16 protein-coding genes are annotated in these 15,637 nt (G+C 48.3%); 4 read left to right on the top strand and 12 right to left on the bottom strand.

Annotated features, from left to right (window positions below; genetic code table 11):
* The first annotated feature begins 53 nt into the window (after positions 1-53).
* Complete coding sequence (locus QEN32_RS11375; protein WP_045717768.1) at positions 54-968, top strand: bestrophin family protein; 915 nt, start codon at positions 54-56, stop codon at positions 966-968.
* A 55-nt stretch (positions 969-1,023) separates the two neighbouring features.
* Here QEN32_RS11375 and QEN32_RS11370 read toward each other — a convergent pair whose 3' ends face one another.
* A complete protein-coding gene (locus QEN32_RS11370) occupies positions 1,024-1,566 on the bottom strand; it encodes a nuclear transport factor 2 family protein (RefSeq protein WP_000513126.1) in 543 nt (180 codons plus the stop codon).
* Between the two features lie 716 nt (positions 1,567-2,282).
* On the opposite strand from QEN32_RS11370, the gene ompC reads away from it, so the two are divergent.
* Entirely contained in the window at positions 2,283-3,401 is a 1,119-nt protein-coding gene (ompC, locus tag QEN32_RS11365; RefSeq protein WP_000758339.1) for a porin OmpC, read from the top strand.
* A 140-nt stretch (positions 3,402-3,541) separates the two neighbouring features.
* On the opposite strand, the gene hypA is transcribed toward ompC, so the two are convergent.
* The 9 genes from hypA to QEN32_RS11320 are packed head-to-tail and all read right to left on the bottom strand — an operon-like array spanning position 3,542 to position 10,772.
* On the bottom strand, positions 3,542-3,883 hold the full coding sequence (gene hypA, locus QEN32_RS11360) for a hydrogenase maturation nickel metallochaperone HypA (RefSeq protein ID WP_000544772.1): 342 nt from the start codon (positions 3,881-3,883) through the stop codon (positions 3,542-3,544).
* Positions 3,884-3,895: 12 nt separating this feature from the next.
* Entirely contained in the window at positions 3,896-4,783 is an 888-nt protein-coding gene (locus QEN32_RS11355) for an ATP/GTP-binding protein (RefSeq protein ID WP_265322124.1), read from the bottom strand.
* Positions 4,771-5,832, bottom strand: a complete 1,062-nt coding sequence (locus QEN32_RS11350) for a hydrogenase expression/formation C-terminal domain-containing protein (RefSeq protein WP_001660060.1) — start codon at positions 5,830-5,832, stop codon at positions 4,771-4,773. The genes QEN32_RS11355 and QEN32_RS11350 overlap by 13 nt, the downstream gene beginning before the upstream one ends.
* Before the next feature lie 17 nt (positions 5,833-5,849).
* Positions 5,850-6,260: a hydrogenase gene (locus tag QEN32_RS11345; RefSeq protein ID WP_058821035.1), complete on the bottom strand. Its 411-nt coding sequence runs from the start codon at positions 6,258-6,260 to the stop codon at positions 5,850-5,852.
* Entirely contained in the window at positions 6,257-6,556 is a 300-nt protein-coding gene (hypC, locus tag QEN32_RS11340) for a HypC/HybG/HupF family hydrogenase formation chaperone (protein WP_000334910.1), read from the bottom strand. The genes QEN32_RS11345 and hypC overlap by 4 nt, the downstream gene beginning before the upstream one ends.
* Positions 6,556-7,164 (bottom strand): HyaD/HybD family hydrogenase maturation endopeptidase, encoded by a 609-nt coding sequence (gene hybD / locus QEN32_RS11335; protein ID WP_000852663.1) that lies wholly within the window; start codon positions 7,162-7,164, stop codon positions 6,556-6,558. Before hybD ends, hypC begins: the two co-directional genes overlap by 1 nt.
* Positions 7,165-7,169: 5 nt before the next feature.
* Positions 7,170-7,913: a Ni/Fe-hydrogenase, b-type cytochrome subunit gene (gene cybH / locus QEN32_RS11330; protein WP_000924456.1), complete on the bottom strand. Its 744-nt coding sequence runs from the start codon at positions 7,911-7,913 to the stop codon at positions 7,170-7,172.
* Positions 7,864-9,666: a nickel-dependent hydrogenase large subunit gene (locus QEN32_RS11325; protein ID WP_000331200.1), complete on the bottom strand. Its 1,803-nt coding sequence runs from the start codon at positions 9,664-9,666 to the stop codon at positions 7,864-7,866. The genes cybH and QEN32_RS11325 overlap by 50 nt, the downstream gene beginning before the upstream one ends.
* Positions 9,667-9,668: 2 nt before the next feature.
* Entirely contained in the window at positions 9,669-10,772 is a 1,104-nt protein-coding gene (locus QEN32_RS11320; RefSeq protein ID WP_001194448.1) for a hydrogenase small subunit, read from the bottom strand.
* 418 nt (positions 10,773-11,190) lie between these two features.
* Here QEN32_RS11320 and QEN32_RS11315 point away from each other — a divergent pair, with 418 nt between their 5' ends.
* Together QEN32_RS11315 and QEN32_RS11310 are read left to right on the top strand one after the other, a co-directional pair.
* Positions 11,191-12,282, top strand: a complete 1,092-nt coding sequence (locus QEN32_RS11315) for a linear amide C-N hydrolase (RefSeq protein WP_000976500.1) — start codon at positions 11,191-11,193, stop codon at positions 12,280-12,282.
* A 45-nt stretch (positions 12,283-12,327) separates the two neighbouring features.
* On the top strand, positions 12,328-13,119 hold the full coding sequence (locus QEN32_RS11310; RefSeq protein ID WP_000388417.1) for a FadR/GntR family transcriptional regulator: 792 nt from the start codon (positions 12,328-12,330) through the stop codon (positions 13,117-13,119).
* Between the two features lie 58 nt (positions 13,120-13,177).
* Here QEN32_RS11310 and QEN32_RS11305 read toward each other — a convergent pair whose 3' ends face one another.
* A complete protein-coding gene (locus QEN32_RS11305) occupies positions 13,178-14,203 on the bottom strand; it encodes a zinc-binding alcohol dehydrogenase family protein (protein ID WP_000864936.1) in 1,026 nt (341 codons plus the stop codon).
* Positions 14,178-15,464 (bottom strand): MFS transporter, encoded by a 1,287-nt coding sequence (locus QEN32_RS11300; RefSeq protein WP_265322123.1) that lies wholly within the window; start codon positions 15,462-15,464, stop codon positions 14,178-14,180. The genes QEN32_RS11305 and QEN32_RS11300 overlap by 26 nt, the downstream gene beginning before the upstream one ends.
* Positions 15,465-15,637 lie beyond the last annotated feature (173 nt).

Here is a 15,637-nt window from a genome sequence, read left to right as displayed (position 1 = left end):
CTTGATCTGGATCACGTTTAATGACAGTGCTTTTTTACCTGCTGAAGATAATCATGATCGTTAGACCACAACAGCACTGGATTCGCCTGATATTTGTCTGGCATGGTTCCGTGTTATCTAAAATCTTTTCACGACTGCTCCTTAACTTTCTTCTTTCTATCGCCGTTATTATCATGCTGCCCTGGTACACAATGCTGGGTATTAAGTTTACCCTTGCGCCGTTTAGCATACTGGGCGTCGCTATCGCCATTTTTCTTGGGTTTCGCAATAATGCCTGTTATGCGCGTTACGTCGAAGCGCGACATTTGTGGGGGCAGTTGATGATCGCTTCACGCTCAATACTGCGTGAGGTGAAAACAACCTTACCTGATGAACGCGGTATCGAGGATTTTGTTCGGTTACAAATCGCTTTTGCCCACTGTTTGCGTATGACATTGCGTCGACAGCTTCAAACGCAAGTTTTGGGCAACTATCTTGACCAGGGCGCGTTACAGAAAGTTGTCGCTTCCCATTCCCCCGCTAACCGTATCTTATTGCTGATGGGAGAGTGGCTGGCGATTCGCCGCCGCAGCGGAAAGCTTTCCGATATTTTATTTCATAGCCTCAACAACCGTTTAAATGATATGTCGTCAGTGTTGGCCGGCTGTGAACGCATCGCCAACACACCGGTGCCTTTTGCCTATACGTTAATTTTGCATCGTACGGTTTATCTTTTCTGCATTATGTTGCCATTTGCACTGGTGGTTGATCTGCACTATATGACGCCGTTTATTTCGGTGCTTATTTCTTATACGTTTATCGCGTTGGATGCGTTAGCGGAAGAGTTGGAAGATCCGTTCGGTACTGAAAATAATGATTTACCGCTGGATGCGATATGCAATGCGATAGAAATCGATTTACTGCAAATGAATGATGAAAGGGATATTCCGGAAAAACGGATACCGGATAAGCGCTATCAACTGACCTGAGTTTGTCTTAACAGGCGCAGAATGTTCATCTGCGCCATAACCTGAAGAGCAAAGCTTAATAGCCTTCTCCAACGCCGGTTTTGGCTGGACCGGAGTAGTGGACATGAACGATTCGCCATCCTGTGTTTGGTATCTTCGCCCACACCTGGCTTTCGCGGCCTGTCGTGTGTTGAGTCTGCCCATTATCACGGCGTACCGCGGTAAAATGCCAGTCGAACTCTGCAACGGCGGCATTGCCATACACATGAATAGCAGGGGGAGCGTCCAGTTTTAATGTGCGTTTACTGAAAGTTTTACCCATAGTGGTGCCATAAAAATTTTCAGCGATCTGCGACCATCCGCGTTCGTGACCGCGTGGATGAATAAAACTGGTTTCCGGTGAAACATAAAAGAGCTGCTTGCCTAACGTTGGGTCTGCCTTATCTATTGAATAAAGGTAACGGTTAATGCCTTCTGTAATTTCTTGTTTAACGGTCGACGTAGCTTCATTTTGTGCGGCGGTTGGCGTTGCCGCTGATGCCGATGACACCATCAGAGTTAACGTTATCGCGGCGGCCGAAAACAATAGTGACGTTTTTTGCATAATAGTTATACCCATATGGTCTGTTTTTGAGACGCTTTATCTTTCCTGTTACGTTCACTTTTATACTAAAGGAGCATGGCTCACGAGCAATAAAAAACATCCTTCTATAAAATTACCCCGAAAAGGGAGTAGTGCAATTAAGAATATCGTATTTGTTTGTAACGGCATGACTCAAAATATCAAAATTTAGAGTTTCAGTATTGTTGTTGTCCCTTGATTTGTTTTTGTATTTATTACCGCTGGTAAATAGTTAATCTTATGAATAGTGATACACAAATGACCGTTTGCGCTATGTGATAATTAACCATAGTAAAAATACACGAAGCGAAGAAGTGCTATTTCAGTAGTACTGATATTTTCATAACGCTAATTTAAAAATAAATGTAAACGTAACAAATTATACACAAAAATAAGAAGGGCTGTGGCCTCAACTGACTTGATTATGATTCCGTCTTAACGAATGCCAGCCGAGTGTTCAGTGCCATTCTCGCCCTGGCATCCCCGACCGTAAGCCAGTTCTCTACTGGTAACCTCCTTGTTATTACAGCAGAAAACAGGGCATATCATTGATGTAGCCATGCTTAACTTGCATTTTAACATCACTAATACATAGCAAGCTAATATTACACTTTGAAACTTAACGCACGGTAATTGTTAGTGATATTGTCCTGGACAGTTCCGCGAGCAGGCTTTGCGGAAAGTCCAAAAATAAGACAAATAAGGCATATAAAATGAAAAAAGTAGTGGTGTTATCTGCGGTAGCCGCAGCCGTAATGATGGCTGGAGCCGCCAATGCAGCAGAAATCTATAACAAGGATGGCAATAAACTGGATTTGTATGGCAAGGTCGACGGCCTGCATTATTTTTCCAGTAATCATAGTACGGATGGCGATCAATCTTATATCCGTATGGGTATTAAAGGCGAGACTCAAATTACCGATCAACTAACCGGTTTTGGACAGTGGGAGTATCAGGTCAACGCCAATCGTCCGGAAGATGGTGACTCCAGCGGTTCCCCGCAAAGCTGGACGCGTCTCGGTTTTGCTGGTTTAGCATTTGCCGATATGGGGTCTGTTGATTATGGTCGTAACTATGGCGTGTTATACGACATTGGTTCATGGACTGACGTACTGCCTGAATTTGGTAATGATTCGTATGAAGCTTCCGATAATTTTATGACCGGACGCGCGAATGGCGTTCTGACTTATCGCAATAATGATTTCTTTGGTCTGGTTGATGGTCTGAATATTGCGTTGCAGTATCAGGGTAAAAATGACGGCCTGTCGAAAGAAGGTGATCCTTTAAGTAATAATGCCAGAAAAAGTATCGCGTACCAGAATGGCGATGGTTTCGGGGCATCAGCGACATATGATTTGGGCATGGGGGTGAGCCTGGGGGCAGCCTATACCAGTTCCAAACGCACGCTTGATCAGATGACGCAAGATAAATACGACAATGGTAACCGCGCTGAAGCCTGGACTGGCGGCGTGAAGTATGATGCCAATAATATTTACCTGGCGGCAAACTATACCCGTACTTATGATATGACCTATATGGGCGATACATTGGGCGGCTTTGCACATAAAACCGATAACTGGGAAATGGTAGGGCAATATCAATTTGATAATGGCTTACGCCCATCACTGGCGTTCCTGCAATCCAGAGCCAATGATGTTGATGGACTGGGTTCGTTCGACCTTGTGAAATATATTGATGTGGGTTCCTATTACTACTTCAATAAAAATATGTCCGCGTATGTTGACTACAAAATCAATCTGCTAAAAGATGGCAACCCATCGAATCCTAATACAGACAACACCGTGGCGCTCGGCTTAGTCTACGAGTTTTGATAAAACTTGCTGATTAAGACAGTTTAGGGATACCCTCCTTTTCCCAAAACTGTGTCACTGCTTAACCTTTATTATTGTTAATTTATTCTTTTATTATTTCAGGACGCTTCTGGCGTCCTTTTTTATTGATTATTCGTTGACTATTCGACTTCGATCTCGCGAATGCGCATTCTGCTACTGTCATCTATCTGCACTTTGCCTGAATGACAAAAGGGACAACAGAGTGTGGATGTTTGAGAGGTGAAGGGTTGATTACAGGACAGACACCAACCTTGCGCCGGTGCGATAGTAATGTGGAAACGCGCATTGTCAGCAAGGGTATGACGAGCGGCGACGTCCAGGCCAAAATGCAGCGCCGGCACCTCAACACAGGCCATAACGCCAATCTCCAGCCAGACTTGCTTTACCTTGCTGAACTGGTGATTTACTGCCTGCTCCTCCAGCAATTCGATAATATTTTGCGCCAGGGCTAATTCATGCATGGGCCAGCTCCTTCATTCAACAATATTTACGGCGACACAAGGATCAATTACCTGTAACTGTTGCGACCACAATGAGAGTGGAATAGTGGCCAGTTCGCGAGCAATGACGCCGTCAGATTGGGCGTGACGTGTGGTAGGCGAGATAATACGGTAATCAAGAATATTGCCTGACGTCGTCAGTCTGGCCTGATGAACTAACCATCCTCGCGCGGTTTCCACTACCGCTATTTTCCATTCGCCATCATCAAAACGATTCCAGCGCAGGGTAGGAAGGGCGCTCAAACTTCGGGCGAGCGTAATGCAGCGGGCCAGCAGACGTAGCGCAGTCGTTTTTCCGCTAAGACAACAGGCTGACAGTAGCGGATATTCGATGGCCAGAGGCGAGACATCCAGGGGACCAGGGGTTATTAACGTATGGTCCGGGGACGACGCCATCGGTAGTGTTGGTGTAATGATATTCTGTACTGCCGCCAGCCAGCGGGCGGTTTCAGAACGCTCTTGCAAAAACCAGGCTTCCCAGCCCTTTACGCCACCGGCAAGCCAGGTCTGAGGATCATCGTCAAAAAAGATTGTGCTTGCCAGCGGGGATAACTCTCCGCGACGTAACAACGCCCATTCTTCAGAGGTTGCCTGTCGGTGGCTAAACAGGGGGAGCCAGTCGGTCAACGCGCGACGGAGCGTTTCTCGCGCCAGCTCCTGTTGTGCGGCCTGCATATCTGGCTTCTCTTCAGGAAACAACAGTAAAGCCGCCGCTACGCTGTGCGCCTGAGCGCACAACGTAAACAAACGTGAAATAAGCGTTTTTGCGTACACCGGTGTTGCGCCCTGTAACAAACGACCGATCGGCGCCTCCTGCCAGATAATCCGTAGCGGGTGAGAATAGACGGTCAATCTTTGCACGAATTATTACCTTCATCGATCACCATAAACCCGGACTTACTGGTTTCGCAAACCGGACAGCACCAGTAATCAGGTAACTGGTTGAAGGGCACGCCGGGTGGAATTTGCCATACATCATCGCCCAGCGCAGGGTCGTAAACCCACCAACATACTTTGCACTCCATGCGCACCACTGGCTCATTTTCTGTAACCGGGTATTCTTTCAACCATTCCAACGTATTTTTTAGCCCCGCGTAGGCATCTTCGATATCATCGATGCCTGCAACGGCGATATCAGGAATGTCCGCTATCTCAATCATATCTTGCAGTAATGTATTCATATCATTGAAATAGTTGACCCGCCATACGCCGGGAAAATGCGTGCTTACAATCCGGCATTTACCATATCCGCGTGAAAAAATAGCGCTACAGCCTTCGCCTAAAAAATGATCCAGATACTCGCGATCGGCATCGTTTACTGGCAACAGCGTTAAGTTAATGATATGCGGCTCTTTTACCGGCTGTTTTACGCGCTCGGCTATTTCATGCGCGATAAAGGCGCCATTCATCAATCCCGCCGGTTGTGGCGGCAATTCTGGTGTAATCGGCGGCTGCGGATGCGTCTGCCAGATGCTCTCCGGGATCGGGCCAATGATAATTTCATCGGCAACCCGTTGCTGGTCAGCGTTATATTCACGCACACGCCAGACGCCCGTAAAAACCGTCTCCTGAATACGCTGTTCTTTTCCATCGGATAATAGTACCCGGGCGGATATTTCACCTTCGCCGAGCAGTTGATCCAACAAACCGCTATTCTGTTGCTCAGTGGCATTCAGCTTATAGCTCAGGGGAAAGGGGAGCGTTGCCACCGGGTTATCCATATCGCGAATAAGCGTAGTCAGGATGTGTCTGGCAACACGAAGCTCAGCGGGCAGCGCCTGTTCCGGTAAAACCGGCGTCAGTGGGAGATTAATGCCGGCGGGGATAGGAAGAAAGTTAAAGTCTTCCTCTTCTGGCTGCGAGCCTGGTCCGGCAATATTAACGACTGGAATAGTTCTGGAATGATTCACGTGTGTTACCTTTCATTCTATTGCGTGATAACGGGGATATCCTGACGATAGCCCGGTGTGGTCAGCAATGCGGCCACCCGCTGAGAGTATTCTTGCCAGCTATATAATCCCGCCAGACTGCCGACAAAACGGTGCTGGCGAAAGAAAAGCAGCGCCGGATATTTCAGAATGCGATACTCCCGGGCGATCAGTTCACTCTGTTCGCTATCCGCAAATGCCGCGGTATAAGACGTCGCCGGAAATTGCTTGAGGAGCTCCGGGATGATGACCCAACTGTCGGCGACTTCCGGATGTTTGTTGGGGTCGCTTTGCAGCAAAACCAGCACAGTCGGATGCGCATTAATCAACGACGGGAGCGTTTGCGCATCGGTAACCAGAAAGCCTTTATCCGCCAGTGGACAAACAGGATTTTGGGGTGAGATAGTCATTTTTTTAAATGCTCCGGTAATTCAGGCGTGCGAGACAATAAATCGGCAAAACCGGTCAGCGGATCGCTTTGCGTGAGCATGGCCTGTTCCAGCGAGTCCAGCGCCGCCAGTACCTCAACGGCTTCCGTTTCGTCCATTTCTCGTCGTGCTGCGCCGCCAAATGTCAGCAGCCATGCGCCTGCTAAGGGGGGAGCCACAAGCCGAATATCAACGTCGATAAGCTCGCCGTGTCGGTCGCGGCATTTGGCGAACCACTGACCGGGTGAAATAACCTGCACAGGAACGCCGATACACATTATGATTTCTCTCTCTGTAGCACCCGAATATCGCCGACCCGGCAAGCGCTTTGCGCATCTGGCCGTTCATCTTCGTAGCGTTCCATACACAGGCTGTAATGATTGAGTCTTTCAGTGGGCAAGGCCGCTGAAGAGGCGGTGATACCCCATTGCGCCAGCACTTCCTGCGCGAGACAGACCGCAGGCATCAGTTGCGCCTTTACCTGCGGCGTAAGACTCCCGCCATAGTCATCCAGACATTCCGGCTGCACGCCAATCAGCACAATCTCCGATAACTGGCCGCCGGTTAATTGCAGCAATGCCAGCACTTCAGAAAAACTGGTCTGATGTAAACTGAGTTTTTTCGCCGTCAGATAGGCGGGAACCTGTTCATCACGAAACATCGCCAGCGAACCTGGCGCCATACCAAAATCGATAGCATCCATGATTAACAGTTTTTCGGTCTGTTGCAGCCAGGGCAGCAGCGCCAGCCCCTGCGTACCGCCATCAACAACGTCAACTTTCTCGTTATCGGCATACTGTTCAAACAGCTTTTCCGCCGCTCTGACGCCGAACCCTTCATCTGCCCAAAGCAGGTTGCCAAGCCCTAAGATTGTTACTTCTGCCATTGTTATCACCTGAACCAGCGCCAGCCGCTTATCATGACGGAAATCACGCTTTGTCGGCTCATAATGTCTTCGCGGATAGCGGTATAAACATGCGCAATGACGAAGGCGATAATGAACCACATGCCCAGCCGGTGCCAGAAATGCAGCGCGAGGCTATCGTTGCCAGTCAGGCGAATCATCCAGCCAAACCATTGATACGCCCAACTGTCTGTTCCAAGCCCTTCGCCATAGAGCGCAAAGCCGCTACACACCATCAGTACGGACATCCAGAAATAGAACATTACCGCCAGTCCCGCTACCGGATTATGTCCATAGTAACGATGGGCCTCTTTTTCGAGGAAAAAATACCAGCGGATTTCGCTGATAACGCCTTTGCGCCAGGCGCGGCGCCAGAACGGAACCAGAAACATCTCCCTGGCGTACTCATTGCCGACACATGCCCAGTAAATACGAAACAGCAGCGCGACAGTAAAAATATACGCCGTGGTAAAATGGATCAGTCGTATCCAGCCCATCCAAAACATAAAGGTCGCTTCACCTTGAATCGATGGCAGGGGGCGGCCAATGAAATATCCTGTAACAGCCAGGACGACAATGGATAACGCCGTGATCCAGTGCCATAAACGGACCGGCGCTTCATAGATATAGTACCCCTGGCTGGTTATTTCTTTGAGATGCATTGAGACCTCCGAATCGTCGTCATCGTACCTGAACCCTGACCAGCTCCCCTCCATGATTATCAATAACATGGGTGGAGCAGGCCAGGCAGGGATCGAAGCTGTGCAGAGTACGTAAAATCTCCAATGGTTGATCGGGAACGGCGAGTTTAGTCCCCATTAACGCCGCTTCGTACGCGCCAATTTGACCTTTATCGTCACGTGGCCCGGCATTCCAGGTTGTCGGTACCACACATTGATAGCTGTCGATTTTCTGATTTTCAATTTTTATCCAGTGCCCCAGCGCGCCGCGCGGCGCCTCGCTGAAACCAACGCCTTTTGCCGATGTAGGCCAGGTATCGGGTTCCCAGAGCGTGACGTTTGCCGTCGCCGTATCGCCGGACTTGAGGTTACGCATCAGACGATCGAAGAAATATTGCAGCGTATTGCCTGCCCATACGGATTCCAGCGCACGCGCGGCAGTACGTCCTAATGTAGAAAAGAGCGCTTCTTTAGGCAGCTTTAATACACTCAGCAGTTGATCCACAGGTTCTTTAAATTCCGGTTTATTTTGATGATATCCAATCAGATAACGCGCCAGCGGACCTACCTCCATCGCATGTCCCTTCCAGCGCGGCGATTTAATCCATGAATATTTAGCGGACTCATCCACCTGTTCGATAAAGGTTTTTGTGCCTTTATAGTGTTCGCCCATGACCAGTTGCGGTTCGGTCAGACCATCCCACGGATGCAGGCCCTTATCGTTATTGCCGTTACCATAGGTATACCAGGAGTGAGTGACAAACTCCTGAATTTCATCGGGGGCGGTTAAATCGACAGGATGAATTTCGTCGAAACGACCGTTAATGATAGCCCCACGCGGAAGCAGAAGATTACTGGCGGAATAATCGTTAGGGTTATCCGGAAACTCGCCATAAGCCAGCAGGTTCATGCTCGATAACCCGCCGCCGATTTTTGCCCAGTCTTTGTAATAACTGGCAATCAGCAAGACGTCCGGAAGATAAACCTGTTCGCAGAACTGGCGAGCTTTTTGGATGATGGAACTGACAAGATTCAGACGTTCCATATTCACTGCGCCGACCGCGCCCGTTTCGTCAAGGTTGATGGCGCAAGGAACGCCGCCCACCAGCCAGTTAGGATGCGGGTTTTTACCACCGAAAACGGTGTGAATTTTTACGATCTCTTTTTGAAAATCGAGCGCTTCAAGATAGTGGGCGACCGCCAGCAAATTGGCTTCCGGCGGAAGTTTCATCGCCGGGTGTCCCCAGTAGCCATTACGGAAAGGGCCAAGTTGACCGGACTCGATAAACCGCTTCAGTCGATTTTGCAAATCGCGGAAATATCCCGGCGAGGATAGCGGCCATGCGGAAAGGCTTTGCGCGATGGCGGAGGTCTGATGCGGGTCGGCTTTCAGGGCCGCAACCACATCAACCCAGTCCAGCGCGTGCAGATGATAAAAATGCACCAGGTGATCGTGAACGTGTAGCGTAGCCTGCATCATATTACGGATACAGTTTGCGTTGTCCGGAATCGCGATTCCCAGCGCATTTTCTACGGCACGGATTGAGGTCAGAGCGTGTGTACCGGTGCAGACGCCGCAAATGCGTTCAACGAATGCCCAGGCGTCTCGCGGATCGCGACCTTTCAGGATAACCTCCAGGCCGCGCCACATGGTGCCGGTCGACACGGCGTTAGTAATAACATTATTACTGTCGATATTCACTTCGCAACGCATATGCCCTTCGATGCGAGTAACCGGATCGACCACAATTCGCCGTCCGCTATTGTCCAGCGTAAAACCCTGAGTCTGATAAGGATATGCCATAATTATTTTTTCTCTTCCGGAGCGTTTTCTGATGACGTGTTGTTTTTATTGCGGGCATGTTTTATGGCGCTCACCGTGGCGTGAGCGATGGCGGCAGCGCCCGCGACGCCAGCAACGCCCAGTCCGATTTTATCGGCGGTAGCCTCAATGCCGGTTTGCGGAATGCCCGTTGCCCGGCTGTAAAAAGAACCGTAATCCCAGAATCCATCTTCCGAACATCCGAGGCATCCATGACCCGACTGGATAGGAAAAGACACGCCATCATTCCAGCGAACGGTTGAACAGGCGTTATAGGTGGTCGGGCCTTTACAGCCCATCTTGTACAGGCAATACCCTTTTCTGGCGCCTTCGTCATCCCACGCTTCCACAAACTGACCGGCATCGAAATGCGCGCGTCGGTAACATTTGTCATGAATTCGCTGGCCATAAAACATTTTGGGTCGTCCAAGACGATCAAGGGGAGGGATGCGATCAAATGCCAGCATATAGGTGATAACGGCGGACATCACTTCAGGTATAGGCGGGCAGCCTGGCACTTTAATAATGGGTTTATCGGTAATTAATTTGTGAACCGGCGTGGCTTTAGTTGGGTTGGGGCGGGCTGCCTGCACGCAGCCCCATGATGCGCAGGACCCCCAGGCGATAATCGCTTTAGCATCCGCGCTGACGCGTTTTAACTTCTCCAGGAACGGCTCGCCAGCCAGTATGCAAAACATCCCATCTTCATTCAGCGGCGCGTTACCTTCCACGGCAACGATATAATTTCCTTTGTACTCACGCATCACATCCGCCAACGCCTGCTCGGCTTGTTGCCCTGCGGCGGCCATAATGGTGTCGTCATAATCCAGGGAAATGAGCGACAAAATGGCATCTTTTGCCAACGGGTGCGCAGAGCGAATGAAAGATTCGGTACAGCAGGTACATTCAAGACCATGCAGCCATATCACTGGCGTACGCGGTTTATTCTCCAGGGCATAAGCTATCTGAGGAATCATCGAACTGCTCAGGCCTAAAGACGTTGCGGTAAGGCTGCAAAACTTGAGGAAGCTACGCCTTGTCACGCCGTGTCTACGCATAACTTGATAAAATGTATCTTGTGTTTGCATAACGTTTATCCCAAACCACTATAGTTAGTGTGGGCATCATATGTTGCATTTCTTGTCTTTCTCAACGTGTTTTAGTAGCAATTATGTTTCTAATTCGTAACAACTGATTACATGTGTGCTACTCACATTACTCAAAAACATAAATTAATTTAATGTTATTGGTGATGTGGAGTAAATATAGCGTTGTGATGGTATCTGTTAATGTTGATAAGATTTATTTATAACATGATGGGATTTTTTAAAATGGTCACACGGATAACGCGTTTTCATGTTAGTTCGCTGTGTTTAACTCTCCTTTAAACCCGTCAGTTAAATTTATTAGCTTGTAAAATAAGATCACAATTAATTACGTGCTGCATAACCATTGATAGGTTTAATTTAATATATTCGTCCAATCCATTTTACAAACAAGGAGAGCATGATGAAAAAAAGTAAAGCAATGTTATTTATCGCTCCGGCGCTGTTTTCATACGCCCTGGCTGCACAGGCCTGCACAACCCTTGCTATTCAGGATAAACAAGGCGATATTTTTCATGGGCGTACGCTGGAATATATGCAGGATTTACCCTCATGGTTAACGTATTACCCGGCGGGAACACAGTTTGATAAAAAAACGCCGGATGGCAGCCAGGGGATAAGCTATCAGGCGAAGTATCCGATACTGGCCATTACTTCCACCATTACTGATGGCGATAGCAGAGACATACTTGAAGGCATGAATAGCGCGGGATTGTCATTTAGTGAAAACATGATCATGAATGCGCAGTTGCCGCCATTGCCCGCGAGTGAATATAAACAGGCAATTCCTGTCACCTCGTTGGGAGAATGGGCGCTGGCCCGTTTTGCTACTGTCGGCGAGGTAAAACAGGCAATAAAAGAGGGCAAATTCTGGTCACCGGAACTGCATCGGTTTGGCGATCTGAAATCGCCATTTCATTATGCGTTTTACGACAAGAAAGGAGGAAGCATTGTCGTTGAAGTGGAAAATGGCAAATTCCATGTCTATGACAATCCCACTCGCGTGATGACAAATGGTCCCGCATTCCCCTGGCATCTGACAAATCTGAATAATTATACGCAATTAACCAATGTGGACCGCTCTTCAGGCACACTGGGCGGGATAAAAGTGATGCAGCCTGATAGCGGGATTGCTATTGCAGACTTGCCATCGTCCGATACGTCGGTTTCCCGTTTTATACGCGGCGTTTATTACACCACATATGCGCCGCAAGCGACATCCGCCCACGATGCAATGAATACGCTTGCGCATATTATGAGCCGTTTCGATCGTCCGAAAAATATTACGGTTGACTATATGGGGAGTGAAGGGGAAGGCAACGCCACCCGCAAACCGGTCTCAGAATATACGGTCTGGACAACGCTGTCTGACTTAACGCACGGTGAGATGATGGTGCGCGGCTACAATGATATCAACTATAAAACCTGGTCTCTTTCTCAGTTTAAGAACGCGACAGCGCCCGTGTTCGAGAAAATCAACGTCAAAGGATAAATAGCTCATCTCGGTTTAGTTTCCCCGGTAGTCTCGGCGAAGGTAATGGAGGCTACCGGCGGTTGCTTCTCTTTATCATGCACGGTAATTAATTATCACGATCACCAGCGCCAGGATGGTATGCTAAATCCATTCAAAATCCCCTGGATATGGATTGGAGGGCGCATGGTTATACCTGAGGTCAGGCAGGAGAGGCTCTATCAGAAGATAGCCAACCTCATCATTAAGCTGATCAATGATAATATTTTCCCCCCGGGAACTTTTTTACCGCCAGAACGCGAACTGGCAAAACAGCTTGGCGTGAGCCGCGCCTCCTTGCGAGAAGCCCTTATTGTACTGGAGATCTCGGGATGGATCGTGATTCAGTCCGGTAATGGGGTTATCGTTTCAGATAAAAAACACCTTGCCAGCGACTATACCATCGAAGAAATTCTCTCTACTCGCGAGCTGGTCGATAGCCATTGTGCGCGCTTAGCCGCACAAAACGATAACGTTGACGTCATCAATCAAATAGAGGCGATTTATCATCGTATGGATCAAGCCATTAACGATAATAACGTCCACGGCTTTTACTCGCTGGATAAAGAGTTTCACCTTGCGATCTCTGAGGCCAGCCGTAACCGGGTGTTGTTCGATATGTCCCGTATGTTATGGGAACAACGGATTAATATCCCTTATGCCGGGCTTGATGAGCAGTCTGGAGACAGAAATGTTTTACTTAATCTCAACAAACAACATAAAGCGATAGTGGATGCGATGCGCCAGTCTGATGCTGACAGCGCCTATGAGGGATCGCTGGAACATTTACGCTATGTGAGAAAGATTGTCGGCGGCTAAGTTTGTCGATGAATAACACCGCATGGCGGTCATGCCATGCGGTGGAGCTTGCCGTAAATCAATGGAAAACAGCATTAATCTTTAAGTAGCGCTCCGGATAGCGATCAAGTTCTTTAACTGCATCAGGGATCTCATCAAGATTGACGACCTTACTGACAACATCTTGCGGATTAATCTCCAGCGTTGACAGCATGCGTAATGCCTCATCAAATTCACCGGCACTGGTGCGGGAACCGCGTAAATCCAGTTCTTTGTAGGTGATCAGGTTCGTCGGCAGCGACGTTTCCTGTTTTGGCCATCCGGTAAACGAAATACGACCAGCAAACGATGCTAAATCAAGCGTATTTCGAATAGCGCTATTTGCGCCGGAGGCTTCTATCACGACCTGCGCCATGGTGCCGTGGGTGATATTTTTAATAGCGTCGATAACCTGATCGTCAGCGGCGTTCAGTACATAAGGAACGCCAAGCTTTTGCGCATAGCGTAACCTTTCTTCCACAATATCGATCAGAATAGGCGTTGCCTTGTAATGTCGAGCGCTTAATGCCGCCATAAGACCAATGGCCCCCGCGCCGATGATGGCAACATATTCCCCGGCCTTAACGTTTGCCCGGTGCAGCGCGTGCAGAGCGATGGTCAGCGGTTCTGCCAGCGGCGCCATTTCAGAAGGCACATTATCTGGTATTTTATGAATTAAATGTGCGGGATGAGTAACCACCTCCTGCATTGCGCCATCGACATGCACGCCAATGACGTTTAAATTTTCACAACAATTAGTTCTGCCGACAGAGCAAGGGTAGCAGTGACCACAATAAATATAGGGGTCAACAATCACGCGGTCGCCTTTTTTAATATTGCCCGGCATTCCGGTGCCTTCCTGAAGAACAATTCCGGTCACTTCATGCCCAATAATTCTTGGGTAAGTAACCAGTGGGTTCGTTCCACGAAAAGCCCCGATATCCGATCCGCAAATGCCTGCAGCATCAACCTTAATTAATACTTCATTTTCTTTCTTATGGGGATAATCCACCCAGCGGGTTTCAACTTCACCAGGCTTATTAATGAACACAGCTTTGACTTTCATTGGCTTTGAATCCTTTACTTTTTACAAACACGAAGACCAACAGGCTTGAAACGATAGCGATAGCACCAGCCAGATAGAACGCATAGTCATATTTACCGCTAAATTGAACGATAAAACCGGTGACAAGCGGACCGATAATACCGGATATATTAGCCAGGCCATGCATGGCTCCGCCGACGCTCCCTACCTTATCTTTATGAACAACATCCTGAATAACCGCCCAATAAATTGGGCCCGTTAAATAGAGCAGGAAGAGTGAAACTGACATGAGCGTAATTGCGCTACCAATAGTGCTAACAGTACCGGAAACGGCAACACATACCGCTGCGCCTGCCAGACATACGCCCAGAATAAGTCGACGTGAGAGCAGAGCATTACCGGTAATCCGATAAATTACATCAGAACAGACGCCGCCGAGCACCATACCAATGGCGCCGATGACCCAGGGAATTACCGTAGCGATACTAATTTCTTTAATATCGAGATGTAACGAATGGTTCAGGTAACTTGGGAACCAGGTCAGGAAGAAAAAAAGAATATAGTTGTAGCTGAAAAAAGCCAGAGTTGTCGCCCATACCATTGGTTGTTTCATGTAATAGCCGAGTGAAGGCGTAGCCCGGCCATCATCAGATAAAATAACGTCCTCATGATTTTCAAAATCAATGCGTTCTTCCGGCGCCAGGCGTTTACTCATTGTTGGCTTATCGCTAACGATAAAGTACCACAGCAATACCCAGACCAGGCCAAATAAGAAAATAATGCCAAATGCGGGGCGCCAGCCTAAGGATAACGCCAACAGGCCCACTATCGGCCCGGACACCGCGCCGCCGAGCGGGGAACCAGCGCTAAAAATTCCGATCGCCGTGGCAGACTCCTTTCGGGAAATCCAGTTATTGATGATTTTATTTCCGGCAGCGCTGACCGGTCCTTCAGCCATACCGAAAAGAACGCGCACGATAAGCATTGTCCACAATCCGGTGACCAAACCAGTTAAGCCACAAAATACAGACCATAGTAACGCTGCGATGAGAAAAACCATTTTTGGCCCAACTTTATCGCTGGCCCAGCCACCAATAAAATTAAACAGGGCGTATCCGATAAAAAATGCGCTGAAGATCATTCCCATCTCCGCGGCGTTAAATCCTAACTCCTTTTCGATCAAGGGGGCAGTTATCGACAATGCTGAACGATCCATATAGTTTAGCATGTAAACTACAAATAGAAGAAAAACGATAAGCCATCCCATTGTTTTTCTTTTCATGATTAATCCTCTTATTGTGGTCTAGCGGCCTGACCACAATATTTTAAGGTTATTTTCAAATCACCTCTCTTGTGGTTAGAACGTGATCAATATAACAAAAATTTATCGCAGAGGATTTTTATCCATCGCAAGCGTGATGGATAAAATTATTTAAAATCAGACAATTACTTGAA

It is taken from the genome of Salmonella sp. SA14318, assembly GCF_029866905.1.
Taxonomy (GTDB): Bacteria; Pseudomonadota; Gammaproteobacteria; order Enterobacterales; family Enterobacteriaceae; genus Salmonella; species Salmonella enterica.
Note: the sequence above shows the minus strand (reverse complement) of the source record. Positions and strands in the feature narration are given on the sequence as shown.

What these genes read in the sequence shown, in the direction of transcription:
- QEN32_RS11375 (WP_045717768.1), top strand. Translation starts at nt 54, where the DNA reads ATGATCGTTAGACCACAACAGCACTGGATTCGCCTGATATTTGTCTGG.
- QEN32_RS11370 (WP_000513126.1), bottom strand. Translation starts at nt 1,566, where the DNA reads ATGGGTATAACTATTATGCAAAAAACGTCACTATTGTTTTCGGCCGCC.
- ompC (WP_000758339.1), top strand. Translation starts at nt 2,283, where the DNA reads ATGAAAAAAGTAGTGGTGTTATCTGCGGTAGCCGCAGCCGTAATGATG.
- hypA (WP_000544772.1), bottom strand. Translation starts at nt 3,883, where the DNA reads ATGCATGAATTAGCCCTGGCGCAAAATATTATCGAATTGCTGGAGGAG.
- QEN32_RS11345 (WP_058821035.1), bottom strand. Translation starts at nt 6,260, where the DNA reads ATGACTATCTCACCCCAAAATCCTGTTTGTCCACTGGCGGATAAAGGC.
- hypC (WP_000334910.1), bottom strand. Translation starts at nt 6,556, where the DNA reads ATGTGTATCGGCGTTCCTGTGCAGGTTATTTCACCCGGTCAGTGGTTC.
- hybD (WP_000852663.1), bottom strand. Translation starts at nt 7,164, where the DNA reads ATGGCAGAAGTAACAATCTTAGGGCTTGGCAACCTGCTTTGGGCAGAT.
- cybH (WP_000924456.1), bottom strand. Translation starts at nt 7,913, where the DNA reads ATGTTATTGATAATCATGGAGGGGAGCTGGTCAGGGTTCAGGTACGAT.
- QEN32_RS11325 (WP_000331200.1), bottom strand. Translation starts at nt 9,666, where the DNA reads ATGGCATATCCTTATCAGACTCAGGGTTTTACGCTGGACAATAGCGGA.
- QEN32_RS11320 (WP_001194448.1), bottom strand. Translation starts at nt 10,772, where the DNA reads ATGCAAACACAAGATACATTTTATCAAGTTATGCGTAGACACGGCGTG.
- QEN32_RS11315 (WP_000976500.1), top strand. Translation starts at nt 11,191, where the DNA reads ATGATGAAAAAAAGTAAAGCAATGTTATTTATCGCTCCGGCGCTGTTT.
- QEN32_RS11310 (WP_000388417.1), top strand. Translation starts at nt 12,328, where the DNA reads ATGGAGGCTACCGGCGGTTGCTTCTCTTTATCATGCACGGTAATTAAT.
- QEN32_RS11305 (WP_000864936.1), bottom strand. Translation starts at nt 14,203, where the DNA reads ATGAAAGTCAAAGCTGTGTTCATTAATAAGCCTGGTGAAGTTGAAACC.
- QEN32_RS11300 (WP_265322123.1), bottom strand. Translation starts at nt 15,464, where the DNA reads ATGAAAAGAAAAACAATGGGATGGCTTATCGTTTTTCTTCTATTTGTA.